This is a genomic window from Agrococcus sp. SCSIO52902 (assembly GCF_022983135.1).
GTDB lineage: Bacteria > Actinomycetota > Actinomycetes > Actinomycetales > Microbacteriaceae > Agrococcus > Agrococcus sediminis.
On sequence record NZ_CP095269.1, the window covers coordinates 2,312,221 to 2,336,374 of the forward strand.

Here is a 24,154-nt window from a genome sequence, read left to right on the forward strand (position 1 = left end):
CCTCCTGCGACTCGTGGTGGTGCGGGCGCCGCCCGCGAAGATCGTGCGCCGACACGGCGCAATCCACCATCCTATCGCGCGCTGGAGCTGGGAGCGACGGTCCTTTCGGACCGTCGCCGCGACGCCAGCGCCGGGGCCCGTCCCGGGCCCCGGGATCGCCTCACGCTCCGCTGTCCGCCTCCGCGGTGAGGATGCGCTCCACGACCTCGCGGGCGGCCTCGGCGACGTCGGTGTTCACGATGGTCGCGTCGAACTCCGGCTGGCTCGCGAGCTCGACCTTCGCGGTCTCGAGCCGGCGCTCGCGCTCCGACTCCGTCTCGGTGCCGCGGCCGACGAGCCGGCGCACGAGCTCGTCCCACGACGGCGGCGCGAGGAACAGCAGCACCGCGTCCGGGAACGACTCGCGCACCTGGCGCGCGCCCTGCAGGTCGATCTCGAGCAGCACCGAGTCGCCGGCGTCGAGCGCCGCCTGCACGCTCGAGCGCGGCGTGCCGTAGCGCGACTGGTTGTGCACCGTCGCCCACTCCAGGAACTCCCGCTCGTCGACCATCCGGTCGAACTCGGCGTCGGAGACGAACGAGTAGTGCACGCCGTCGATCTCGCCGGGGCGCGGTGCGCGCGTCGTGGCGCTCACCGAGTGGCGGATCTGCGGGAAGTGCTCGCGCACGTACTGCGCGACCGTGCCCTTGCCGACCGCGGTCGGACCGGCGAGCACGATGAGACGGGGGCGACGCGAGGGATCCACGTCGGCAAGCCAACCGCGAACGCGCTCGCGCTGCAAACCGCCGAGCCCGCCGAGCCGCTTGCCCTCGGCGATCCCGAGCGTCGCGAGCAGCTGCTCGACGCGCTTCGGACCCATGCCGCGGAGCGCCCCGAGGTACTCCGGCACGCGCAGCCGGCCCTCGGGGCTCTCCGGCTCCTGCCACGCGCGCTCGGCGACGTCGCGCGGCCCGCGCTGGCCGGCGCGCAGCGCGCGCTTCACGGCCGCGCGGGCGCGCCGCGCCTCGACCGCCGCCCTGCCCGCGGCGGCGGGATCGGGCAGCGTCACCGCGGCAGCTCGGCGCGCGCCGCGTCGATCGCCCGGGCGATGCCGTCGGGGCCTGCGGCGAGGATGCTGCGGCTGGCGCTCGCGAGCACGAGCGCGTCTGGCGGGAAGAGGGCGTCGAGGTCGGCGAGCCGCGCGCCCTGCGCCCCGAAGCCGGGTGCGAGCACCGGCGTCGCGGCGATCGCGGCGTCGGTGAGCCCGAAGGCAGCGCGGTCGACGGTCGCGCCGATCACGAGGCCGTGGCCCGCGCCGCGGGCGGCGACCTCCTCGGCGACCGCCTGCGCGACCGTGCGGCCGTCCTCGAGCCGGGCGCGCTGCAGCGCCGCGCCCTCGGGGTTGGAGGTCGCCGCGAGCACGATGAGCCCCTTGCCGGCGCGCTCCGCCGCCTCGAACGCGCCCGTCAGGGCGCCGACGCCGAGGTAGGGGCTCACGGTGAGCGCGTCGGCCTCGAGCGGCGAGCCGGGCTCGAGCCAGGCCGCGGCGTAGCCGAGGTTCGTCGAGCCGATGTCGCCGCGCTTCGCGTCGGCGATCGTGAGCAGCCCCGCCGCGCGCGCGTCGGCGAGCACGCGCTCGAGCGCCGCGAGCCCTGCGGCCCCGTGCGCCTCGAAGAGCGCCACCTGGGGCTTGACCACGCCCGCGCGCCCTGCCGCCGCCTCGACGACCGCGCGGCCCATCCGCTCGGCCCCCGACGCATCCGTCGGCAGGCCCCACGACGACAGCAGCGCCGGGTGCGGGTCGATGCCGACGCACAGCGCGCCGTGCCGGGCGACCGCCGCCCGCAGGCGCGCGGCGAGCGTCACGCCGACCGCCGCGCGTGGTACTCCTGCAGGCTCGTCACCTCGAAGGGCTCGCGCGCGGCCTCGATGGCCGCGACCGCCGCGCCCAGCTGCGACACCGTCGTGAACAGCGCCTTGTCGCCCGCCACTGTCGCGGCGCGGATCTCGTAGCCGTCGGCGCGCGCGGCGCCGCCGGTCGGCGTGTTGATGATGATGTCGACCTCGCCGGCGTCGATCAGGTCGACGATCGACGGCTCGTCGCCCGCCTCCGAGTGCTTGCGCACCGTCTGCACGCGGATGCCGTTGCGCGCGAGCACCTCGGCGGTGCCCGTCGTGGCGATGATCGTGAAGCCGAGCTGCTGCAGCCGGTGCATCGGCAGCACCGCCTGCCGCTTGTCGCGGTCGGAGAGCGAGACGAAGACGGTGCCGGAGGTCGGCAGCCCGCCGTAGGCGGCGGCCTGGCTCTTCGCGAACGCGGTCGGGAAGTCGCGGTCGATGCCCATCACCTCGCCGGTCGAGCGCATCTCGGGGCCGAGCAGCGAGTCGACCATGCGGCCGTCGGCGGTGCGGAAGCGGCGGAAGGGCAGCACGGCCTCCTTCACCGCCACCGGCGCGTCGATGGGCAGGATCGTGCCGTCCTCCTCGGGCAGCATGCCCTCGGCCCGCAGCTCCGCGATCGTCGCGCCGGCGAGCACACGTGCGTTCGCCTTCGCGATCGGCGTGCCGAGCGCCTTCGCCACGAACGGCACCGTGCGGCTCGCGCGCGGATTCGCCTCGATGACGTGCAGCACGCCGGTCGCGTAGGCGAACTGCACGTTGATCGGCCCGCGCACGTCGAGGCCCTCGGCGATGCGCAGCGTGGCATCGCGGATCTCGAGCAGCTGCGCCCGGCCGAGGCCGACCGGCGGCAGCGTGCACGACGAGTCGCCCGAGTGGATGCCCGCCTCCTCGATGTGCTCGAGGATGCCGCCGACGTAGAGCTCCTCGCCGTCGTAGATCGCGTCGACGTCGATCTCCACGGCGTCGTCGAGGAAGTGGTCGACGAGCAGCGGCGCGTCGGGGCCGACGATGCCGTGCGCGGCGATCCGGTCGAAGTAGCCGTGCAGGCTCGGGGTGTCGTAGACGATCTCCATGCCGCGCCCGCCAAGCACGAAGGAGGGGCGCACCAGCACCGGGTAGCCGATGCGCTCGGCGATCTCGACCGCCTGCGCCTCGGTCGTGGCGGTGCCGTTCCGGGGCGCGACGAGGCCGGCCGCGTCGAGGATGCGCTGGAAGCGCCCGCGCTCCTCGGCCGCGTCGATCGCGTCGGGCGTGGTGCCGAGGATCGGCACGCCCGCGGCCTCGAGGCCGCGCGCGAGGCCGAGCGGCGTCTGCCCGCCGAGCTGCACGATGACCCCGACGAGCTCGCCCGCGCCGCGCTCGGCGTGGACGATCTCGAGCACGTCCTCGAGCGTGAGCGGCTCGAAGTAGAGCCGGTCGCTCGTGTCGTAGTCGGTCGAGACGGTCTCGGGGTTGCAGTTGACCATGATCGTCTCGAAGCCGGCGTCGGCGAGCGCGAAGGACGCGTGCACGCACGAGTAGTCGAACTCGATGCCCTGGCCGATGCGGTTCGGGCCGGAGCCGAGGATGATCACCTTGCGGCGGTCGGAGGGCACGACCTCCGTCTCGAGGTCGTAGCTCGAGTAGTGGTACGGCGTGACCGCCGGGAACTCCCCCGCGCACGTGTCGACCGTCTTGTAGACGGGGCGGAGGCCCATCGCCCAGCGCGCCTCGCGCACCTCGGCCTCCTCGAGGCCGCGCAGCTGCGCGATCTGCGCGTCCGAGAAGCCGTGCTCCTTCGCCAGCCGCAGCCGGCGCTCGTCGAGCTCGCCCTCGCGCACCTCGTCGGCGACCTCGTTGATGAGCACCATCTGGTCGAGGAACCACGGGTCGATGCCCGTCGCCTCGTGCGCCTGCTCGACCGTCGCGCCCGCGCGCAGCGCCTGCTGGAGCGTGACGATGCGGCCGTCGGTGGGGATCCGCGCGATCTCGAGCAGCGCCGCCGCGTCGCCCGGCTCGCCCTCCCAGTGGAACGAGGAGCCCTTCTTCTCGAGCGACCGGAGCGCCTTCTGCAGCGCCTGCGCGTAGGTGCGGCCCATGGCCATCGCCTCGCCGACCGACTTCATGGTCGTCGTGAGCGTCGCATCCGCCGCCGGGAACTTCTCGAAGTTGAAGCGAGGCACCTTCACGACGACGTAGTCGAGCGCGGGCTCGAACGAGGCGGGCGTGACGCGCGTGATGTCGTTCTGGATCTCGTCGAGTCGGTAGCCGAGCGCGAGCTTCGCGGCGATCTTGGCGATCGGGAAGCCGGTCGCCTTCGACGCGAGCGCCGAGGAGCGCGAGACGCGCGGGTTCATCTCGATGACGATGACGCGGCCGGTGGCCGGGTCGACGGCGAACTGGATGTTGCAGCCGCCGGTGTCGACGCCGACGCGGCGGATGATGTCGATGCCGATGTCGCGCAGCCGCTGGTACTCGCGGTCGGTGAGGGTGAGCGCGGGCGCGACCGTGATCGAGTCGCCCGTGTGCACGCCGACGGCGTCGACGTTCTCGATCGAGCAGACGACCACCGTGTTGTCGGCCGTGTCGCGCATGAGCTCGAGCTCGTACTCCTTCCACCCGAGGATCGACTCCTCGAGCAGCACCTCGCCGATCGTCGACGAGTGGATGCCGTCGCCGACGAAGCGGCGCAGCTCGGCCTCGTCGTGCGCGAAGCCCGAGCCCAGGCCGCCCATCGTGAACGAGGGGCGGACGACGACCGGGTAGCCGTACTCCTCGGCGAACGCGAGCGCGTCGTCGACCGACTTCGCGATGGCGCTCGAGGCGACGTCGGCGCCCGAGTCGAGCACGAGCTGCTTGAACAGCATGCGGTCCTCGCCGCGCTGGATCGCGTCGACCTTCGCGCCGATGAGCTCGACGCCGTGGCGGGCGAGGATGCCCTGCTCGTGGAGCGCGATCGCCGCGTTGAGCGCCGTCTGGCCGCCGAGCGTCGGCAGGATCGCGTCGGGGCGCTCCTTGATGATGATCGTCTCGATCACCTCGGGCGTGATCGGCTCGATGTAGGTGGCGTCGGCGAAGTCGGGATCGGTCATGATCGTCGCCGGGTTGGAGTTGACGAGGATGACGCGCACGCCCTCCTCGCGCAGCACGCGGCAGGCCTGCGTGCCGGAGTAGTCGAACTCGGCGGCCTGCCCGATGACGATCGGGCCGGAGCCGATGACGAGGACGGAGCGGATGTCGTCGCGCTTGGGCATCAGGCGTCCTTCTGCTCGGAGTGGGTGGCGGTCGCGGCGCGGTGCTCGAGCACGAGCTCGCGGAACCGCGAGAAGAGGTGGCGGGCGTCGTTCGGGCCCGCGGCCGACTCGGGGTGGTACTGCACGCTGAAGGCGGGGATGTCGAGGGCGCGCAGGCCCTCGACCACTTCGTCGTTGAGCGACCAGTGGCTCACCTCGACGCGGCCGAAGCCCGCCGGGCTCGCGAGTTCCTCGTGGAGCGGCGCGTCGACCGCGAAGCCGTGGTTCTGGCTCGTGATCTCGACGCGGCCGGTCGCCTTGTCGAGCACCGGCTGGTTGATGCCGCGGTGGCCGAAGGGCAGCTTGTAGGTGCCGAAGCCGAGCGCGCGCCCGAGCAGCTGGTTGCCGAAGCAGATGCCGAAGAACGGCAGGTCCTCCCGCAGCAGCCCCTGCAGCAGCTCGACCTGGCTGTCGCTCGCGGCGGGGTCGCCGGGGCCGTTCGAGTAGAACGCGGCGATCGGCTCGTGGGCGAGCACCTCCTCGAGCGTGGCGCTCTGCGGCAGCACGACGAGGTCGAAGCCCTGCTCCTGCAGGAAGCGGAGGGTGGATGCCTTGACGCCGAGGTCGAGCACGGCGAGCGTGCCGATCGGCTCGCCCGTCGCGGGCAGCCGGTAGGGCTCCGGCGTCGTCACGACGTCGGCGAGGCTGCGGCCGGCCATCTGCGGGCTCTCGCGCACGGCCGCGAGCATCGTGGCGTCGTCGGCGAGCGCGTCGCCCGAGAAGACGCCCGCGCGCATCGAGCCGGCGTCGCGGAGGCGGCGGGTGATCGCGCGGGTGTCGACGCCGGCGATGCCGACGATGCCGTCGCGCTCGAGCTGCGCGTCGAGGCTGCCCTCGGCGCGCCAGTTCGAGACGGTGCGGCTCGCGGCGCGCACGGCGTAGCCGGCGGGCCACATGCGGCGCGACTCGGCGTCCTCGGCGTTCACGCCGGTGTTGCCGATGTGCGGCGCGGTCTGCACGACGATCTGGCCCGCGTACGACGGGTCGGTGAGCGTCTCCTGGTAGCCGGTCATGCCGGTCGCGAAGACGGCCTCGCCGAGCGCGACGCCGGTCGCGCCGTAGGCGGTGCCGCGGTGGATCGTGCCGTCCTCGAGGACGAGGGCCGCGGGAGCGGGTGCGGTCATGGGGTGGCTCCTTCCCCGGTTGCCTGCTGGGTGGACTGGGTCTGCTGGGTGCGCGAGGCGGTCGGCGTCGCCGGCGAGGCCTTCGCGGCGAGCGCGTGCAGCGCCGCGAAGGCAGCGCTGTCGTCGCCGATCACGCGGAGGTAGGTGTCGACGTCGGCGCCGAGCGAGTGGGCGATGACGATGATGCCGCCGGGCTCGACGACGCGGTCGATGGTCCAGGTGGCGCGCTCGACGGCGCGGATGCGGCCGGCGGGGATGCGCATCTCGGTGCGGTCGGCGAGCAGCTGCACGCCGGTCGCGTCGATCGCGAGGCGCGTGCGGCCGCGGAACCCGAGGCCGTGGGCGAAGATGCGCTGATACGGCTCGCCGGCGCGGGTCGTGGCCACGTAGAGCGCGTCGACGACGAGCTGCGGCGCGACGTCGATCCAGCCGGCCGGCGCCTCGATGTCGCGCTGGCGGCGCCGGTGGGCGAGCACGCCGAGCACGGCGGCGATCGCGAGCACGGCGACGAACGCGGCGCTCAGCAGCGCGAAGAGCTCCTTGGTCATGCGGCCCCGCCCGTCACGACCTCGCCGTCGGCGACCGTGCGGCGGCCGCCGTGCCATACGTGCAGCACGCGGCCGGGCAGCTCGACGCCGAGGAACGGCGAGTTCGCCGACCGGCCCTTGAGGCTCGACGCCTCGATGACGGCGCGGGCGCCGGGGTCGACGAGCACGACGTGCGCGGGCGAGCCGATCGCGAGCGGCGCGTCGTAGCCGGGCTCCCGCCCGATCGCGGCGGGCGCGGTCGACATGACGCGGGCGACGCCGGCCCAGTCGAGCAGGCCGGTCTCGACCATCGACTGCTGCACCACCCCGAGCGCCGTCTCGAGCCCGACCATGCCGAATGCGGCATCCGCGAACGCCGTCTGCTTGGCCTCGGGCGCGTGCGGCGCGTGGTCGGTGGCGACGATGTCGATCGTGCCGTCGGCGAGCGCCTCGCGCAGCGCCTGCACGTCGCGGTCGGCGCGCAGCGGCGGGTTGACCTTGAAGCGCCCGTCGTAGCTACGCACGAGCTCCTCGGTCAGCAGCAGGTGATGCGGCGTGACCTCGGCGGTGATGGCGATGCCGCGCGCCTTCGCCTGGCGCACGACCTCGACCGTCTCGACGGTGGAGACGTGGCAGACGTGGAGGCGGGCGCCAGCGGCCCCGGCGAGCATCGCGTCCCGCGCGACGATCGACGCCTCGGCGACCGAGGGCCAGCCGGTGAGCCCGAGCTCGGCGGCGAGCGGGCTCTCGTGCATGACCGCGCCGCGGGTGAGCGCGGGGTCCTGCGCGTGCTGGGCGATCACCGCGTCGAGCGCGGCGGCGTGCTCGAGCGCGCGCCGCATGAGCTCGGCGTCGGCGACGCAGTGGCCGTCGTCGCTGAAGACGGTGACGCGCGCGGCGCTGCCGGCGAGCATGCCGAGGTCGGCGAGGCGCTCCCCCGCGAGGCCGACCGAGACGGCGCCGATCGGCCGCACCGTGGCGAGTCCCGCCTCGAGCCCCAGGCGGTGCACCTGCTCGACGACCGCGGGCGTGTCGGCGACCGGGCTCGTGTTCGCCATCGCGAACACGCACGTGTAGCCGCCCGCGGCCGCGGCGCGCACGCCGGTGGCGACGGTCTCGGCCTGCTCGCCGCCGGGCTGGCGCAGGTGGGTGTGCAGGTCGACGAGCCCCGGCAGGGCGACGAGGCCGGATGCGTCGATCGTCTCGGCCGCGTCGCGGTCGACGCTCGCCGGGTCGACGAGCGCGCCGCCCTCGATGGCGAGGTCGCGGACCTCGCCGCCGAGCACTCGGGCGCCGGTGAGCAGCGTGGTCATCGGGAGCCTCCGTCGACGGAAGATGGGTGGTCGGATGCGAGGAGCGAGTAGAGCACGGCCATGCGCACGGAGACGCCGGCGGTGACCTGCTCGAGGATGGTGGAGGCGTCGCTGTCGGCGGCGCGGCTCGAGAGCTCGAGGCCGCGGTTCATCGGGCCCGGGTGCATGATGTGCGCGTCGCCGAGGCGCGCGAGGCGCTCGTCGGTCAGCGACCAGCCGGTGATGTACTCCCCCGCGCTCGGCGCGATGCGACCGGCCTGCCGCTCGAGCTGCACGCGCAGCAGCATGAGCGCGTCGGGCCGCTCGGCGATGACGCGATCGAGGCTCGTCTCGGCGCGCACGCCCAGCCGGGTGCCGTCCGCGGCGGCGACGGGCAGCAGCGAGGGCGGGCCGACGAGCGTGACCTCGGCGCCGAGCGCCGGCAGCAGCAGCGCGTTGGAGCGCGCGACGCGGGAGTGGGCGATGTCGCCGACGATCGCGATGCGCACGCCGTCGAGGCCGCGGCCGCGTGCGGCTCCGCCATGGATGCGGCGGCGCAGCGCGAAGGCGTCGAGCAGCGCCTGCGTGGGGTGCTCGTGCGTGCCGTCGCCCGCGTTGACCACGGGGCGGCCGATCCAGTCGGCGAGCTGCGCGGGCGCGCCCGAGGAGCCGGAGCGCACCACGACGCCGTCGACGCCCATCGCCGCGATGGTGAGGCCGGTGTCGCGCAGCGACTCCCCCTTCGAGACGCTCGAGCCCTTGCCGGAGACGTTGATCACGTCAGCCGAGAGCCACTTGCCGGCGATCTCGAACGACGAGCGCGTGCGGGTGGAGTCCTCGAAGAACAGGTTCACGACGGTGCGGCCGCGCAGCGCCGGCAGCTTCTTCACCTCGCGGTCCTGGATCTGGTGCATGTCCTCGGCGAGGTCGAGCAGCGCGACCGCCTCGTCGCGCGGCATCGCGGCCGTCAGCAGGTGCTTCATGCGGCACCGCCCTCGATGGTCACGGCGTCGCGGCCGTCGACCTCGTCGAGCAGGATCGAGACGTGCTCGCTGCGCGCGCTCGGCAGGTTCTTGCCGACCGAGTCGGCGCGGATGGGCAGCTCGCGGTGGCCGCGGTCGACGAGCACCGCGAGCCGCACGGCACGCGGCCGGCCGAGGTCGGCGAGCGCGTCGAGCGCCGCGCGGATCGTGCGCCCGGAGTAGAGCACGTCGTCGACGAGCACGACGACGCGGTCGTCGATGCCGGCGGCGGGGATGCGCGTGGGGTGCGATGCGCGCGTGGGCGTCGCGCGCAGGTCGTCGCGGTGCATCGTCACGTCGAGGGCGCCGACGCGGCCGGAGAAGTCGTCGCCGGTGATCTCGGCGAGCCGGTCGGCGAGGCGCTGCGCGAGGTGCGCGCCGCGCGTGGGGATGCCCAGCAGCACGAGGCCGTCGGGGCCGTGGTTCGCCTCGAGGATCTCGTGGGCGATGCGCGTGAGGGCCCTGGCGATCTCGTCGGGCCCGAGCACGGTGCGCGCTGAAGTCATGCTGACTCCCTTCTCCGCCTCACAGGACGGGCTTCAAGGTTGTCTGATGCCTCCACCCTACCGGGTCGGCGATGCGCGCCGGGCGCCCCTCACACGCAGGGCGCCCATTCGAGCACCGCACCGCGCAGCGACGGGAAGCCGCCGAGCAGCACGACCGGCGGAGCTCCGAGCCGCACGTGCTCCGCCTGCACCTCGGGCACGACGCACGACGCGCCGGTGAGGTAGAGCGGCACCCGCTGGGCGCCGGCGACGGCGCTCGCGGCGAGCGCATCCGGGAACCGCTCGCCGCTCGCGAGGTACATCCGGCTGGGCGTGGCGCCGAATGCGGCGTTCACGAGGGCGGCCGTCTGGTAGCGGTTGGCGCCGGCGATCCGCTCGACGGTGCGGGTGGCGCGCAGCGAGTCGACGAGCGCCTCCGAGACCGACGGCTCGCCGCCGATCACGGTCACGCGCCGGACGCCGAGCCGCTGCATGACCGCGAGGCCGGAGGCGTGCACGGATCCGCTCGTGCCGTCGACGAGCAGCACGGGCGCGCCGCGGAGCGCCGCGACCGGTCCCGCCGAGAGCGCGTCGGGGAAGTTGCGCCCGGTCGCGATGAACGCGTTCGACGTGGAGCCCGCCGGGAAGGCGAACTGCGCGATCATCGCGCTCGTCTCGAAGCGGTTGGCGCCGCCGAGCCGGGTGACCGGCGCGATGTCGGCGAGCTGCCGCTCGACCGCGGCCGAGACCGACGGGGTCGACCCGACGACGACGATCTGGGTCGGGCGCAGCCGCACGAGCTCGGCCCGCACGGTCGTCGGCAGCGCGTCGCGCTGCGTCAGCAGCAGCGGAGCGCGCAGCCGCGCGGCCGCGGCGCCGGCGCTCAGCGCGTCGGCGAAGCCCTCGCCGCCGGCGATGAAGACGCGGCCCGCGCCGTTCGGGTAGCCGGCGCGCGCGATCTCGGCGGAGGTCGCGTAGCGGTCGTCGCCGGAGATGCGGCTCGTGTCGGCGACCGTGCTCGGCGTGCGGGTCATCATCGACGCGCCGGTCGCCCAGAGGGCGGTCGCGACGTCGGTGTAGCTGCAGCGGTTGATGCCGATGGGTGCGCCGGTGGCGGTGATGAGGCCGACCGCGCGCACGGTGCCGTCGCCGCGGTGCTGGAAGACGGGGCCGCCGCTGTCGCCGGGCTCGCACACGTAGTCGGGGCTCGCCGACATGGAGCGGTAGACGGCGCAGGCCAGGAAGCCGAAGTCGTAGCAGCCGACCGGCTCGTTCGTGCGGGTCGCGTACCGCTCGCCGTGGCGCACGCCCGAGAAGCCGACCGAGCCGCTGCCGGCGATGACGCCGATGCCCTCGACTGCGACCTCGCGCGAGCCGGTGCAGCCGGCGCCGAGCCACATCGTGGGCGTCGCGAACTGCGTGCGCACGACCATCGAGTCGACGTAGCTCCACTGCAGCTGGTTGTGCGAGATGGTGCCGATGCGCGCGCCGTTGCCTGCGTAGCCGCCGCAGAGCGACGCGGCGAAGCCGTGCGTGACCGACTGGCCGTTGGCGCCGTCGGGCGCGGCGCAGTGGCCGGCGCTCATGATCGCGGGGCTGCCGTCGTCGAGCCGCACGCCGAATCCGCTCGAGCACGCGACGGTGCCGCCCACGAGGATGCCGATGCCGCCGCCGTGGCCGTCGCGGTCGTCGAGGCGCGATGCCGCGGCCTCGTCGGCGACGTCGGCGACCACGTCGACGGGCACGCCGAGGTCGGCGAGGCCCATGGTCTCGAGCAGGCCCGTCTCCGCCCGTGCCGGCTCGTCGCCGGAGGCCGCCGTGGGCAGGCCGTCGAGCTCGCGCGCGGCGGTCGGCGCGATCGCGGATGCGTCGAGGCGGTCGACGCCGAGCCGCAGCGCGGCGCGCTCGTGGTCGATCGCGGCCGACACGATGGCGTCGCCCGAGCCGGTCGCGGCGGCGAGCGCGCGGTCGAAGCCCTCGCACAGGGCGCGGAGGCTGCGGTCCACGGTGCCGACGGCGGTCACGTCGGCGCTCGACACGAGCGCCTGCGCCTCGGCCGGCAGCCCGGCGATCACGGCGGGCACGAGGGCGGCAGCGCTGCCGGCGACCGCCTCGAGCACGTCGATGCCGACGACGTCGCCCTCGGCGTCCTGGCGCAGCTGCGCCGAGGCGAGCGCGTCGGGGTCGGCGGCGAGCAGGGCCTGCTGCAGGCTGCGGAGCGCCGCGATGCGACCGACCTCCGGCGTGGTCTCGGGGTCGACCGCGACGGGCACGATCGCCGAGCGCGCGAGGCACTGGACGACGGATGCGTCGGGTGCGGCCGCGGGGGCGGCCGAGGCCGTGGTGGGTGCGACGAGGAGGCCGCCGACGAGCGCGAGCGCGCCGACGATCGAGGCGAGGGGACGGAAGGGCACGAGGATCCTCTCGAGGTGCTGGGGGCCTCCAGTCTGACACGCAGATGCAGGATCTGCAATCTTGCCGTTTCGTCAGCCGCAGAGCTCGTATCGGGAGACGTCGAGGGCGAGCGTGGGCGTGCCGCCGAGCAGCACGACCCCGGGCCGGCCGAGCCTGGTGTGCTCCGCGGGCAGTCCGGCGTGGAGGCACGAGCCCGGCGTGAGGTAGAGCGGAGCCCCGCGCGCCCCGGCCACCGCAGCCGCCGCGAGGGCGTCCGGGAACCGCTCGCCGCTCGCGACGTACATCGCGGGCGGGCGGGCGCCGAACCCGGCGTTCACGCGGATCGCCGTCTGATAGCGGTCGGCGCCGGCGATGCGGCTCACCGTCCGACCGTCCCGCAGCGACGCGGCGACGGCGTCGCTCACCGATGGCTCGCCGCCCACGACGATCACCTCCGTCGTGCCCAGGGTCGAGAGCGCATCGAGCGTGCCCGCTCCCGCGGTGGGCGTCCGGCCGTCGACGAGCAGCACGGGCGCGTGGCTGCGGGCGGCAGCGGGCCCCGCCGCCAGTGCGTCCGGGAAGGATCGGCCCGTGGCGACGAACGCGTGGTCCGCTCCCTCGGGGAACGCATGCGCAGCCAGCAGGGCGCTCGTCTCGTAGCGGTCAGCGCCGCCGATCCGCGTGACGGGCGCGATCGCCGCGAGCTCGGCCTCGACCTCGGCAGACACCGACGGCTCGCCTCCGATCAGCACGATCGCATCCGGCGCGAGCCTGGCGAGCTCTCGCCGCACGGAGGACGGCAGCAGGTCTCGCGCGGTGAGCAGCAGCGGCGCGCGCACGTGGGCCGCGGCCGCCCCGGCGCTCAGCGCATCGGCGAAGCGCGATCCGCTGGCGATGTAGACCTGCGCGGCGCCGTCCGGGTAGCCGTGCTGCGCGATGAGCGCTGCGGTCCGGTAGCGGTCGGCGCCTGCGATGCGGGCCGGCGGCGCCATGGTGAGCGAGGCGTGCGTCATGATCGCCGCGCCGCTGAGGTGCAGCGCCGTGCCCATGTCGACCCAGCTGCACCGGTTGATGCCGAGGTCGTAGCCGGAGGCGGTGATGAGACCGAGCGCGATGACGCCGCCGCCGGCGCGGTGACGGAACGCGGGCCCGCCGGAGTCGCCGGGCAGGCAGGCGTAGGTCGAGCGCGACGACATCGCGCGCTGCACCGAGCACGCCCAGTAGCCGAAGTCGTAGCAGCCGGTCGGCTCGGAGGTGCGGGTCGCGTACTGCTCGCCCTGCCGCGCGCCCGAGAAGCCGACCTGCTGGCCCGCACCCACCTGGCCGGCCCCGTGGACCGCCGTCTCGCCGGACCCGGCGCACGCGCTCCCGAGCCACATGGTGGGCCTGGCCGATCCCGTGCGGACCACCATCGAGTCGACCTTGGAGCCGGTCGACAGCAGGTTCTGCGAGACCCGGCCGATGCCTGCACCGCTCCCCCACCCGCACAGCTGGCTCGCGTGGCCGCTGACGACGGATGCGCCGTTCGAGCCGATCGGCGACGGGCAGTGGCCCGCGCTCATCACGGCGGGGGCGCCGTCGGCCGTCCGCACCGCGAAGCCGGTCGTGCAGGCGAGCCCGCCGACGCGGATCGCGTTGCCGCCGCCGTAGCCGTCCGCGTCGTGCAGCCGGCTGACCGGCTCGTCGGCGACGTCCGCGACCATCTCGACCGGCACCCCGAGCCCCGAGAGCCCGAGGGCCGAGAGCAGGTCGGCTGCCGCGGGCTCCGCGCCCTCGCCCGCCGACGCATCCGGGAGCGCCTCGATCGCGCCCGCGCGCGCCGGGGCGGCGCGGAGCGCCCCGGACCGGTCGACGCCGAGGCGCAGCACGGCGCTCCGGTGGTCGACCGCTGCCGAGACGAGGGCGTCGGCAGTCGCCCCGTCCGCACCGACGGCGCGGTCGAGAGCGCCGCACAGCGCGCGGAGCGGCTGGGCTGCGACGCCGATGACGTCGACGTCGTCGTCGGTGACGGCCGAGCGCAGGTGCGACGGCAGGGCGGCGATCTCCTCGGCGACGAGCTCGCCGGCGAAGGGAGTCGCCGCGAGCAGCGCGATGCCCGCGCCCTCGCCGTCGGGGGCGCGGAGCAGGTCGGCTGCGCCGAGCGCATCGGGGTGGCGCGACAGCAGCGCGTGCTGCAGCGTGCGCAGCGCCGCCTCGCGCACCTGCGCGGGCTCCTCCGAGGGCTCGGCGTCGACCGGCACGATGGCCGAGCGCACCAGGCACTCCTCGATGCTGCCGGGCGCCGGCGCAGCCGAGTCGACGGCGACGGCAGGCGAGGAGGGTGCGACCAGCAGCGCGGACGCGAGCGCCACGAGGCCGACGACCGGTGTCAGCACGCGGAACGGTGAGCGGCGCATGGGATCCTCTCGACGGCCCGACATGTCCGCCGGCCGCCCGAGGTCACCCTACGACGATGCCCGGTCTCGCCCGCTCAGCCGCGCTGCGCCGCGATCCGCCCCAGCACGCCGTTGATGAACGCGCCCGAGCGCTCTGTCGAGAGCTCGTTCGCCAGGTGCACCGCCTCCGAGACGACGACGCTCGCGGGCGCCGTCTCGTGCTCGAGCTCCCATGCGCCGACGCGCAGGATCGCGAGGTCGGTGCGCGGCATGCGGTCGATCGGCCAGTGCTCGCTCGAGGAGGCGATCAGCTCGTCGATGCCCGCCTGCTCGTCGGCGACGCCCGCGACGATCTCGCGCGCGAACGCGAACCACGGGTGCTTCGCCCAGCCGAGCCGGGCCGCGGTGTCGCGCAGCACGGCCTCCGGCGACTCGTCGCGCGCCTGCGCCGAGTAGAGCACCTCGACCGCGTGCTTGCGGGCCTTGCGGCGGGAGGGGTAGGTCTCGTCGCCCACGTCAGTCGGTGACGCGGCCGAGGTAGCTGCCGTCGCGGGTGTCGACCTTGACGCGGGTGCCCTGCTCGACGAAGAGCGGCACCTGGATCTCAGCGCCCGTCTCGACCGTCGCGGGCTTCGTGCCCGCGCTCGAGCGGTCGCCCTGCAGGCCGGGCTCCGTGTACGTGATCTCGAGCACGACCGACGCGGGCAGCTCGACCTGCAGCGCCTCGCCCTCGTGCATCGAGATGGCGGCGGTGCCGTTCTCGAGCAGGTACTTCGCGGCGTCGCCGACGGTCGCGGCGGGGATCGGCAGCTGCTCGTACGTGTCGTTGTCCATGAACACGAAGTCCTGGCCGTCGTTGTACAGGAACTGGTAGTCGCGGCGGTCGACGGTCGCGAACTCCATCTTCGTGCCGGCGTTGAAGGTCTTGTCGACGACCTTCTGGCTGCGCACGTTGCGCAGCTTGGTGCGCACGAACGCGCCGCCCTTGCCGGGCTTCACGTGCTGGAACTCGATGACGCTCCAGAGCTGGTCGTCGAGGTTCAGCACCGCGCCGTTCTTGATGTCGTTCGTGGTTGCCATGGGGTTCCGTTCCGTGGGGGTCAGTGGGGCCCTCAGCGGACCGACAGACGATTCTAGCGGGCGGCGATCGCGAGGGCGGCCAGGCGGTAGCCGTCGAGGCCGAAGCCGGCGATGACGCCCGTCGCGACGGCCGACACGACCGACGTGTGGCGGAAGGCTTCGCGCGCGTGCGGGTTCGAGATGTGCACCTCGACGAGCGGCGCGACGCCCTGCAGCTGCGCGCACGCGTCACGGAGCGCGTAGGAGTAGTGGGTGAAGGCGGCGGGGTTCAGGATCACGGGCGTCGCGGTGTCGACGGCCTCGTGGATCCACCCGACGAGCTCGGCTTCGTCGTCCGTCTGCCGCACCTCCGCCTCGACCGGCCGCTCGAGGGTGCCGGCGGCCTCGACGAGCGGTGCGACGTCGGCGAGCGTCGCGGTGCCGTAGACGTCGGGCTCGCGGGTGCCGAGCCGGCCGAGGTTCGGCCCGTTCAGGACGAGGATGCGCATGCGGCCAGTCTGCCGCACCGCCGCCCCGCCAGCCGCACCCGAGCATCCGCCATCGGGAAGCCCCGTCGAGTGGCGCCCTCTGCGATCGAGTGGCGCCTTCCGCCATCGATTGGCGCCTCGCGCGATCGAGTGGCGATCCACGTGGCTTGGCCGCCGCCAGCCGCCGCGGGCGCCACTCGATCACCGGGGGCGCCACTCCATCGCCGCAGGCGCCACTCGACCACCGGAGTCGCCACTCGGTCACCGGAGGCGCCACTCGATCACCGCAGGCACCGCTCGGCGATGCGTCGGAGGCACCGCAGGCGGGGACGGATCAGTCGGCGAGCGACTGGTAGGCCATGAACAGCAGGCTGTCGTCGGGGCCCTCGAGGATCCGCGGCTTCGCGACGTCGTCGAGCACGACGAACCGCAGCATCGACCCGCGCGTCTTCTTGTCCTTGCGCATCGTGCCGAGCAGCGTCTGCCAGCGCCCGACCGGGTAGGTGGTCGGGAGCGCGAGGGACTCGAGGATGGCCCGGTGCCGGTCGACGACGGACTCGGGCAGGCGCCCGGCGAGCCGCGAGAGCTCCGCCGCGAACACCATGCCGATGGAGACCGCCGCCCCGTGCCGCCAGCGGTAGCGCTCGGTGTGCTCGATCGCGTGCCCGAGCGTGTGCCCGTAGTTCAGGAACTCGCGCTCGCCGTGCTCGCGGAAGTCGTTCGCCACGACTCGCGCCTTCACCGCGATCGAGCGCGCCACGACCTCCTGGAACTCCGGGGCGGCGGGGTCGGTCGCGGCCGCGAGCGAGCCCTCGAGCAGCTCGAGGATGCGCGGGTCGGCGATGAAGCCGGCCTTCACGATCTCGGCGAAGCCGGTGAGCAGCTCGTTGCGCGGGAGCGAGTCGACCAGCTCGAGGTCGGCGACGACGGCCGCCGGGTGGTGGAACGCGCCGACGAGGTTCTTGCCCTGCTCGGTGTTGATGCCGGTCTTGCCGCCGACGGCGGCGTCGACGATGCCGAGCACGCTCGTGGGCGCCTGGAGGACTCGCACGCCGCGCAGCCACGTGGCCGCGACGAAGCCGGCCAGGTCGGTGACGGCGCCGCCGCCGAGGCCCAGCACCGCATCCGTCCTGGTGAACTCGGCCTGGCCGAGGATCTGCCACAGGAACTGCGCGACCTCGATGCGCTTGGCGGCCTCGGCGTCGGGCACCTCCGCGAGGAGCACCTCGATGCCGAGCTCCGACTTCAGGTGGTCGGCGATGCGGCTCATCGCCGGCTGGTGCACCACGAGCAGCCGCTGCGCGTCGCCGAGCGACGCGCGCACCTGCTCGACGAGGATGCCCCGCCCGACGTGCACGTCGTACGGCGCCTCGGTCTCGACGCGGATGGTGGTCATCGGCTCCCCCTCATGTGCGTTCACAGCCCGCGCTCGACGAGCCAGGCCTCGAGCCGGTCGACGAGCTGGGCCATCGGTGTCCTGGATGTGTCGAGCTCGACGTCGGCGAGCTCGCGGTAGAGCGGCGCGCGCTCCGCGGCGATGCGCCGCCACGCCGCCATGCCGTCGGCGAGCAGCGGCCTGCCGCCGCCGCCGATGCGCCGCTCGGCGGCGCGCTCATCGACGGTCACGAGCACGACCGTCGCGTGCTCGAGGAGCGCCCGGGTGCCGGCGTCGAGCACGGCGCCGCCGCCGAGCGCCACCACGCCGCCCGGCGTGAGCGCGTGCCGCACGGCCTCGGCCTCCCACCGGCGGAAGGCGGGCTCGCCGTGCTCGGCGAAGATCTCGGGGATCGGGCCGTGCTCGAGCGCGACCAGCCGGTCGGTGTCGACGAAGGTGCGCCCGATCCGGGTGGCGAGCTTGCGCCCGAGCGACGACTTGCCGGCGGCCATCGGCCCGATGAGCGCGACCGGCGGCGTCGTGCCGGCCTCGTCGCCCGGCCGCGGCCCGTCGGCCGTCACGGCGTCGTGCGCAGCTGCTCGGGGATGGCGGCGAGGTAGGCGTCGAGGTTGCGGCGCGTCTCGGCGACCGAGTCGCCGCCGAACTTCTCGACGACCGCATCGGCGAGCACGAGCGCGACCATCGCCTCGGCGACGACGCCCGCGGCGGGCACCGCGCAGACGTCGCTGCGCTGGTGGTGCGCCTGCGCGGCCTCGCCGGTCGCGACGTCGACGGTGCGCAGGGCCCGCGGCACGGTGGCGATGGGCTTCATCCCCGCGCGGACGCGCAGCACGCCGCCGGTGGACATGCCGCCCTCGATGCCGCCGGCGCGCACGGTCTCGCGCGTGACGCCGTCCTCGCCGACGAGCAGCTCGTCGTGCGCGACGCTCCCGCGCCGCCGGGTGGTCTCGAAGCCGTCGCCGACCTCGACGCCCTTGATGGCCTGGATGCTCATGAGGGCCTGCGCGAGCCGTCCGTCGAGGCGGCGGTCCCAGTGCACGTAGGAGCCGAGGCCCGGCGGCAGGCCGTAGGCGAGCACCTCGACGATGCCGCCGAGCGTGTCGCCCGAGCGCCGGGCGTCCTCGACCTCGGCGAGCATCGCAGCGCTCGTGGCCGGGTGCAGGCAGCGCAGCTCGTCGCCGTCGAGCCGGTCGACGTCGTCGGCGGTCGGCAGCGGCGCGTCGTCCGGCACGCGCACGGGGCCGATCGAGAGGGTGTGGCTGACGAGCCGCACGCCGAGCTCGCCGAGGAACGCGCGCGCGACGGCGCCGAGCGCCACGCGGGCGGCGGTCTCGCGGGCGCTCGCCCGCTCGAGCACGGGGCGCGCCTCATCGAAGCCGTGCTTCTGCATGCCCACGAGGTCGGCGTGGCCGGGCCGGGGCCGGGTCAGCTTCGCGGCGCGCGCGCCCGTGAGCTCGCCCTCGAGCGGCGCGGCGCCCATGACCTCGGTCCACTTCGGCCACTCGGTGTTGCCGATGCGGAGCGCTACGGGGCCGCCCTGCGAGCGACCGTGGCGGATGCCGCCCGAGATCGACAGCTCGTCCTGCTCGAACTTCATGCGCGCGCCGCGGCCCGCGCCGAGCTTGCGCCGCTGCAGGTCGGCCTGGATCTGCTCGGCGGTGATCGGCACCCCTGCGGGGAGCCCCTCGAGGAGGGCGATGAGTTCGGGGCCGTGGGATTCCCCGGCGGTGAGCCAGCGCAGCATGGTCACGATTCTTCCAGACCCGCGGATGCCTCCAGTGCCGCGCGCATGGCCCTCACGACGCGCGCCTCCTCGGGCAGGGGCGCCTCCACCTCGCCGAGCGCGAAGATGCGGGCCTGCAGCACCGCCTGCTGGAGCAGCATCTCGCGGCCGTCGAGCAGCTGCCCGGCGGGGACCGCGCCGCGGTAGCGGGAGCCGTTGGCGCGCGCGTAGTCGGCGTCGAGCAGCAGCGGCGGCGGCGCGTCGAACGCCGGCGCGACCGGCGCCGCGGCGGGCAGCGTCGAGACGGCGGCGTCGACGGGGGGCAGGGGCACCTCGAGGCCCTGGGGCGCGACGAGCACGCCGAGCCGCTCCCCCAGCGCCACGAGCGCCTCGGCCTTGTGCGGGCTCCGCAGCGCCACGGCGACGCGCTCGGCGCCGAGCTCGGCGAGCGCGACGAGCGCGGACTGCGCCGTGGCGCCCGCGCCGACGATCGCGCCCGTCCGCACGGAGCCGAGCCCCGCATCCGCGAACGCCCGGACGATGCCGCCGACGTCGGTGTTCCAGCCCCGCACGCGCGCGCCGAGCAGCAGCGTGTTCGCGGCTCCCGTGAGCGTCGCGCGCTCGTCGAGCGCCGATGCGAGCGCCGCCGCCTCACCCTTCAGCGGTGCGGTGACGGAGAGGCCGAGCCACGCGGCATCCAGCCCGGCGACGAAGGGCCGAAGCGCACCGGGCGCCACCTCGCGCCGCTCGTACGCCCAGTCGAGGCCGAGCGCCCGCGCGGCCGCGCCCTGCAGCACCGGCGAGAGCGAGTGCGCGACCGGCTGGCCGACGACGGCGAGGCGGCGGGTGCCGGCCGCGCCGCCGACGGCCGCCACGTCAGCCGCCCCAGCCCGGGTTGTCGCGCAGGAACTGCTGGAACTGCTCGACGGCGGCCAGGTGCTCGCCGTAGGTCTCCGAGAAGACCGTCTCGCCCGTCTCCGGGTTGACCGTGACGAAGTAGAGCCAGTCCCCCTCGGTCGGCGCGAGCGCCGCCTGGAGCGCGGTGTCGCCGGGGGCGCCGATCGGGCCGACCGGCAGCCCGGGGCGTGCGTACGTGTTGTACGGGTTCTCGGTGTCGGCCCGCTCCTCAGCCGTCGTCGTCACGACGTGCAGGTTGCCCGTGCCGTAGGCGACGGTCGCGTCGGACTGCAGCGGCATGTTGATGTCGAGCCGGTTCTGGAAGACGCGGGCGACGCGGCCGAAGTCGTCGGGCAGCCTGGCCTCGCGCTGCACGAGCGACGCGAAGGTCAGCACCCGCTGGCGGTCGGCCTCGGCGACGCCGGCGGCGTCGAGGGCCTGCGTCTGGCGCGCGATCATCGCCTGCAGCACGGCCGGCGCGGTGACGCCGTCGTCGAAGGTGTACGTGGCCGGGAACAGCCAGCCCTCGAGCGTCGTCGCGTCGTCGGGCAGGTCGAACTGCGCGAGGTCGCCGCTCGCCTGCACGAACTCGGCCTGCGGGATCCCGAGGTCGCGCTCCAGCCGCTCGAAGACCTGCGGCAGCGTGTAGCCCTCGGGCACGGTGACGCGCAGCTCGACCTTGTTCGCGGGGTCGAGGATCGCGTCGAGCGCGCCCTGCGCCGACATCTGCTGCTGCACGCGGTACGCGCCCGGGTGCAGCTGGATCGAGGGGTCGGCGACGAGGATGTCGGTGAACGCCTCCGCGCTCGCGATGACGTCCTGCTCGGCGAGCTCCGCCGCGACGTCGTAGCCGTTCTGGCCCGACTGCACCTGCACGATCACCTCGCCGGTGCCGGGGCCCGCGTAGTCCTCGGGGCCGCTGAAGCGGTCGACCAGGCGCGGCACCACGACCACTGCGGCGATGATCGCGCCGACGACCACCACGAGCGCGATGCTCCAGCCGATGAGCCTGCGGCGGCCTCGGGCCCTGCGCTCCCGCGCGCGACGTCCAGCCATCTCAGTCCTCCATGGGGGCGGCTGCGCCGCCGTCGGTGAGCACCTCGCCGGGCGCCCGCCCGGCGGTGCGCTCGCTGTCGAGTGCGTGCTGCAGGATGACCACGGCCGCGGCCTGGTCGATGCTCTGGCGCTGCTGGCGCGACGACCTGCCGGCCGCGCGCATGCCCGCCGAGGCGGTGACGGTCGAGAGCCGCTCGTCCACGAGCCGCACGGGCAGCGAGCGCGCGAGCGCGGAGGCCATGTCGCGCGCGTCCTGGGTGCTCGGGGTGTCGGCGCCGGAGAGCGAGATCGGCAGCCCCACGACCGCCTCGATCGCGCCGAGCTCCTCGGCGATCGCGGCGAGGCGTGCGACGGGGTCGACGTCGGCGCGCTGGATGGTCTCCACCGGCGTCGCGAGCAGCCCGTCGAGGTCGCACCTGGCGACCCCGACCCGGGCGCGGCCCACGTCGACGCCGATCCTGACGCCCCGGCGCATCGCCGTCGCCGCGCTCAGCGGCGGAGCCCCTCGCGCACGGCGGCGATCGCCGCGGGCATCGCGGCCGCGTCCTGCCCGCCGCCCTGCGCCATGTCGGGCTTGCCGCCGCCGCCGCCGCCGAGCGCGCCCGCGGCCGCCTTGGCGAGCGGGCCCGCGACGACGCCCGCGTCGCGCGCGGCCTGGTTGGTGGCGACCACGATCGCCGGGCGGCCGTCGACCCCGCCGCCGATCGCGACGACCGCGGGGTCGGCGCCGAGGCGCTCGCGCACCTGCGACGCGACCGAGCGGAGGTCGTCGGCGGAGCCGATCCGGCCCAGGTCGACCGAGGCGAAGCGCAGCGCGCCGACCGCCTCGGCGGCCTCGGCGATCGGTCCGACGCGGCCGGCCAGCTGCTGCGACTCGAACTCGGCGATGCGCTTCTCGGCCGCCTTGAGCGAGGTCACGAGCTCCTGGATGCGGCCGGGCAGCTGCTCCTTCGGCGTCTTCAGCATGCCGGTGAGCTCGCTCACGAGCGTGCGCTCCGCGACCAGCTGGCGGAACGCATCCGGGCCCACGGCGGCCTCGACGCGCCGGTTGGTCGAGCCGACGCTCGACTCGCTCGTGATCGAGATGAGCCCGATCTGGCTGGAGGCGCCCACGTGGGTGCCGCCGCACAGCTCGCGCGACCAGGGGCCGCCGATGTCGACCATGCGCACGGTGTCGCCGTACTTCTCGCCGAACAGCGCCATGGCGCCGAGCGACTTCGCCTCGTCGATCGGCATGACGCGCGTCTCGACCGGCAGGTCGTCGCGGATCGCCGAGTTCGCGATGCCCTCGAGCTCCTGGCGCATGTCGCTCGAGAGGGCGCTCGACCAGGAGAAGTCGAGGCGCATGTAGCCGGCCTTGTTGTACGAGCCCGACTGGGCCGCGTCGGGGCCGAGCAGCTGGCGCAGCGCCGCGTGCACGACGTGCGTCGCGGAGTGCGCCTGGTTGGCCGCGCGCCGGTAGAGCGGGTCGACGGCCGCGTGCGCGAGGTCGCCGACGGCGAGCTCGCCCGACGTCACCCGCACCGTGTGGCTGATGAGGCCCTGCACCGGGCGCTGCACGTCGAGCACGTCGGCCTCGAAGCCGGAGCCGACGAGCGTGCCCTGGTCGCTGTCCTGGCCGCCCGACTCCGCGTAGAGCGACGTGGCGGTGAGGACGACCTCGACCTCGTCGCCGACGCCCGCGCGCTGCACCTGGGCGCCGTCGGCGATGATGCCGATGACCTCGCCGTCGGCCTGCAGCTCGTCGTAGCCGAGGAAGGCCGTCTCGCCCTTCGCGCGCAGCTCCGAGTAGACCGACAGGTCGGCGAGCTGCCGCCGGCGCGACTTCGCGTCGGCCTTCGCCCGCGTGCGCTGCTCGCTCATGAGCGTCTCGAACGTCGAGCGGTCGACCTCGAGGCCCGCCTCCTCGGCGATCTCCATCGTCAGGTCGATCGGGAACCCGTAGGTGTCGTGCAGCAGGAACGCCGTCTTGCCCGGCACGACGTGGCCGGAGTCGCGGCGCACGTCGGACATCGCGAGGTCGAGCACCGTCGAGCCCGACTCGAGGGTGCGGAGGAACGTCTCCTCCTCGTTCACCGCGAGCCGCGCGATGCGCGGGTACGCGGCCTCGAGCTCGGGGTACGCGGTCACCATGGCGCGGTAGCTCGCCTCGAACAGCGCCGGGAACGTCGCCTCGTGCACGCCGAGCAGGCGCATCGAGCGCACCGAGCGGCGCATGAGGCGGCGCAGGATGTAGCCGCGGCCGTCGTTGCCGGGCGTCACCCCGTCGCCCATGAGCATGAGCGACGAGCGCACGTGGTCGGCGACCACGCGCATCCGCACGTCGTCCTCGGTCGCGGCGCCGTAGCGGCGGCCGGAGAGCTCGCCCGCGACGTCGAGCACGGGGCGCACCTGGTCGATCTCGTAGATGTTCTGCACGCCCTGCTTGAGGAACGCGACGCGCTCGAGCCCCATGCCGGTGTCGATGTTCTTGTTCGGCAGCTCGCGCACGATCGTGAAGTCGGTCTTCGAGCGCACGTCGGCGATCTCGTCCTGCATGAAGACGAGGTTCCAGATCTCGACGTACCGGTCGCTGCCGGTCGCGGGGCCGCCGTCGGGGCCGTGCTCGGGGCCGAGGTCGAAGAAGATCTCGGAGTCGGGGCCGGCGGGGCCGGGCTGCCCGGTCATCCAGTAGTTGTCCTCGAGGCCGAGGCGCTGGATGCGCGACGCGTCGACGTCGGTGACCTCGAGCCAGAGGCGCTCGGCCTCGTCGTCGGTCTCGAAGACGGTGACCCAGAGGTCCTTGGGGTCGAAGCCGAACTTGCCGTCGGCCTCGGAGCCGGTGAGCAGCTCCCACGCGTAGGCGATCGCCTCGCGCTTGAAGTAGTCGCCGAACGACCAGTTGCCGGCCATCTGGAAGAAGGTGCCGTGGCGGGGCGTGCGGCCGACCTCCTCGATGTCGAGGGTGCGGATGCACTTCTGCACGTCGGCGACGCGCGGCCAGGGGGCGGGCACCCGGCCGGAGAGGTAGGGGATGAACGGCACCATGCCGGCGATCGTGAACATGATCGCGGGGTCGTCGCTGACGAGCGACGCCGAGGGGACGATGGTGTGGTCCTTGGCCTCGAAGTGCTTCAGGAAGCGGCTGTGGATCTCTGCGGTCTGCATGGGGTCAGGTCTTTCC

20 protein-coding genes are annotated in these 24,154 nt (G+C 74.4%); all 20 read right to left on the minus strand.

Annotation, left to right across the window (positions count from 1 at the left end; genetic code table 11):
- Positions 1–160: 160 nt before the first annotated feature.
- Positions 161–1,048, minus strand: a complete 888-nt coding sequence (gene gmk, locus MU522_RS11400; protein WP_146356198.1) for a guanylate kinase — start codon at positions 1,046–1,048, stop codon at positions 161–163.
- Positions 1,045–1,845, minus strand: coding sequence for an orotidine-5'-phosphate decarboxylase (gene pyrF, locus MU522_RS11405; protein ID WP_246991101.1), 801 nt, complete (start codon positions 1,843–1,845; stop codon positions 1,045–1,047). Before pyrF ends, gmk begins: the two co-directional genes overlap by 4 nt.
- A complete protein-coding gene (gene carB / locus MU522_RS11410; protein ID WP_246991104.1) occupies positions 1,842–5,114 on the minus strand; it encodes a carbamoyl-phosphate synthase large subunit in 3,273 nt (1,090 codons plus the stop codon). Before carB ends, pyrF begins: the two co-directional genes overlap by 4 nt.
- A complete protein-coding gene (gene carA / locus MU522_RS11415; RefSeq protein WP_246991107.1) occupies positions 5,114–6,277 on the minus strand; it encodes a glutamine-hydrolyzing carbamoyl-phosphate synthase small subunit in 1,164 nt (387 codons plus the stop codon). Before carA ends, carB begins: the two co-directional genes overlap by 1 nt.
- Positions 6,274–6,825, minus strand: a complete 552-nt coding sequence (locus MU522_RS11420) for a hypothetical protein (protein ID WP_246991110.1) — start codon at positions 6,823–6,825, stop codon at positions 6,274–6,276. The genes carA and MU522_RS11420 overlap by 4 nt, the downstream gene beginning before the upstream one ends.
- On the minus strand, positions 6,822–8,117 hold the full coding sequence (locus MU522_RS11425) for a dihydroorotase (protein ID WP_246991113.1): 1,296 nt from the start codon (positions 8,115–8,117) through the stop codon (positions 6,822–6,824). The genes MU522_RS11420 and MU522_RS11425 overlap by 4 nt, the downstream gene beginning before the upstream one ends.
- On the minus strand, positions 8,114–9,079 hold the full coding sequence (locus MU522_RS11430) for an aspartate carbamoyltransferase catalytic subunit (protein WP_246991116.1): 966 nt from the start codon (positions 9,077–9,079) through the stop codon (positions 8,114–8,116). Before MU522_RS11430 ends, MU522_RS11425 begins: the two co-directional genes overlap by 4 nt.
- Positions 9,076–9,624 carry a bifunctional pyr operon transcriptional regulator/uracil phosphoribosyltransferase PyrR gene (gene pyrR, locus MU522_RS11435; protein ID WP_128190035.1) on the minus strand — a complete coding sequence of 183 codons (549 nt, stop codon included), beginning with the start codon at positions 9,622–9,624 and terminating at the stop codon, positions 9,076–9,078. The genes MU522_RS11430 and pyrR overlap by 4 nt, the downstream gene beginning before the upstream one ends.
- A gap of 89 nt (positions 9,625–9,713) precedes the next feature.
- Positions 9,714–12,017 carry a cell wall-binding repeat-containing protein gene (locus MU522_RS11440; protein ID WP_246991119.1) on the minus strand — a complete coding sequence of 768 codons (2,304 nt, stop codon included), beginning with the start codon at positions 12,015–12,017 and terminating at the stop codon, positions 9,714–9,716.
- Between the two features lie 72 nt (positions 12,018–12,089).
- Entirely contained in the window at positions 12,090–14,393 is a 2,304-nt protein-coding gene (locus tag MU522_RS11445; RefSeq protein ID WP_246991123.1) for a cell wall-binding repeat-containing protein, read from the minus strand.
- Between the two features lie 74 nt (positions 14,394–14,467).
- Positions 14,468–14,887, minus strand: a complete 420-nt coding sequence (gene nusB, locus MU522_RS11450) for a transcription antitermination factor NusB (RefSeq protein WP_128190032.1) — start codon at positions 14,885–14,887, stop codon at positions 14,468–14,470.
- A 1-nt stretch (position 14,888) separates the two neighbouring features.
- A complete protein-coding gene (gene efp, locus MU522_RS11455; protein WP_246991126.1) occupies positions 14,889–15,452 on the minus strand; it encodes an elongation factor P in 564 nt (187 codons plus the stop codon).
- A 53-nt stretch (positions 15,453–15,505) separates the two neighbouring features.
- Positions 15,506–15,940, minus strand: a complete 435-nt coding sequence (gene aroQ, locus MU522_RS11460) for a type II 3-dehydroquinate dehydratase (protein ID WP_128190030.1) — start codon at positions 15,938–15,940, stop codon at positions 15,506–15,508.
- Positions 15,941–16,253: 313 nt separating this feature from the next.
- Positions 16,254–17,315 (minus strand): 3-dehydroquinate synthase, encoded by a 1,062-nt coding sequence (gene aroB / locus MU522_RS11465; protein ID WP_146356218.1) that lies wholly within the window; start codon positions 17,313–17,315, stop codon positions 16,254–16,256.
- A 20-nt stretch (positions 17,316–17,335) separates the two neighbouring features.
- Complete coding sequence (locus MU522_RS11470) at positions 17,336–17,875, minus strand: shikimate kinase (protein WP_246991129.1); 540 nt, start codon at positions 17,873–17,875, stop codon at positions 17,336–17,338.
- Positions 17,872–19,059: a chorismate synthase gene (gene aroC / locus MU522_RS11475; protein ID WP_246991132.1), complete on the minus strand. Its 1,188-nt coding sequence runs from the start codon at positions 19,057–19,059 to the stop codon at positions 17,872–17,874. Before aroC ends, MU522_RS11470 begins: the two co-directional genes overlap by 4 nt.
- A 2-nt stretch (positions 19,060–19,061) precedes the next feature.
- Positions 19,062–19,913, minus strand: coding sequence for a shikimate dehydrogenase (locus MU522_RS11480; protein ID WP_246991135.1), 852 nt, complete (start codon positions 19,911–19,913; stop codon positions 19,062–19,064).
- Between the two features lies 1 nt (position 19,914).
- The gene (mltG, locus tag MU522_RS11485) at positions 19,915–20,991 is read right to left on the minus strand and encodes an endolytic transglycosylase MltG (RefSeq protein WP_246991138.1); all 1,077 of its coding nucleotides are present in this window, start codon (positions 20,989–20,991) and stop codon (positions 19,915–19,917) included.
- Between the two features lies 1 nt (position 20,992).
- Positions 20,993–21,466: a Holliday junction resolvase RuvX gene (ruvX, locus tag MU522_RS11490; protein ID WP_128190504.1), complete on the minus strand. Its 474-nt coding sequence runs from the start codon at positions 21,464–21,466 to the stop codon at positions 20,993–20,995.
- Between the two features lie 14 nt (positions 21,467–21,480).
- A complete protein-coding gene (gene alaS / locus MU522_RS11495) occupies positions 21,481–24,138 on the minus strand; it encodes an alanine--tRNA ligase (RefSeq protein WP_246991140.1) in 2,658 nt (885 codons plus the stop codon).
- Between the last annotated feature and the right edge of the window lie 16 nt (positions 24,139–24,154).

Coding starts and splice junctions, on each gene's coding strand:
- carB (WP_246991104.1), bottom strand. CDS start 5,114: ATGCCCAAGCGCGACGACATCCGCTCCGTCCTCGTCATCGGCTCCGGC.
- carA (WP_246991107.1), bottom strand. CDS start 6,277: ATGACCGCACCCGCTCCCGCGGCCCTCGTCCTCGAGGACGGCACGATC.
- MU522_RS11420 (WP_246991110.1), bottom strand. CDS start 6,825: ATGACCAAGGAGCTCTTCGCGCTGCTGAGCGCCGCGTTCGTCGCCGTG.
- MU522_RS11425 (WP_246991113.1), bottom strand. CDS start 8,117: ATGACCACGCTGCTCACCGGCGCCCGAGTGCTCGGCGGCGAGGTCCGC.
- MU522_RS11430 (WP_246991116.1), bottom strand. CDS start 9,079: ATGAAGCACCTGCTGACGGCCGCGATGCCGCGCGACGAGGCGGTCGCG.
- pyrR (WP_128190035.1), bottom strand. CDS start 9,624: ATGACTTCAGCGCGCACCGTGCTCGGGCCCGACGAGATCGCCAGGGCC.
- MU522_RS11445 (WP_246991123.1), bottom strand. CDS start 14,393: ATGCGCCGCTCACCGTTCCGCGTGCTGACACCGGTCGTCGGCCTCGTG.
- efp (WP_246991126.1), bottom strand. CDS start 15,452: ATGGCAACCACGAACGACATCAAGAACGGCGCGGTGCTGAACCTCGAC.
- aroQ (WP_128190030.1), bottom strand. CDS start 15,940: ATGCGCATCCTCGTCCTGAACGGGCCGAACCTCGGCCGGCTCGGCACC.
- aroB (WP_146356218.1), bottom strand. CDS start 17,315: ATGACCACCATCCGCGTCGAGACCGAGGCGCCGTACGACGTGCACGTC.
- aroC (WP_246991132.1), bottom strand. CDS start 19,059: ATGCTGCGCTGGCTCACCGCCGGGGAATCCCACGGCCCCGAACTCATC.
- mltG (WP_246991138.1), bottom strand. CDS start 20,991: ATGGCTGGACGTCGCGCGCGGGAGCGCAGGGCCCGAGGCCGCCGCAGG.
- ruvX (WP_128190504.1), bottom strand. CDS start 21,466: ATGCGCCGGGGCGTCAGGATCGGCGTCGACGTGGGCCGCGCCCGGGTC.
- alaS (WP_246991140.1), bottom strand. CDS start 24,138: ATGCAGACCGCAGAGATCCACAGCCGCTTCCTGAAGCACTTCGAGGCC.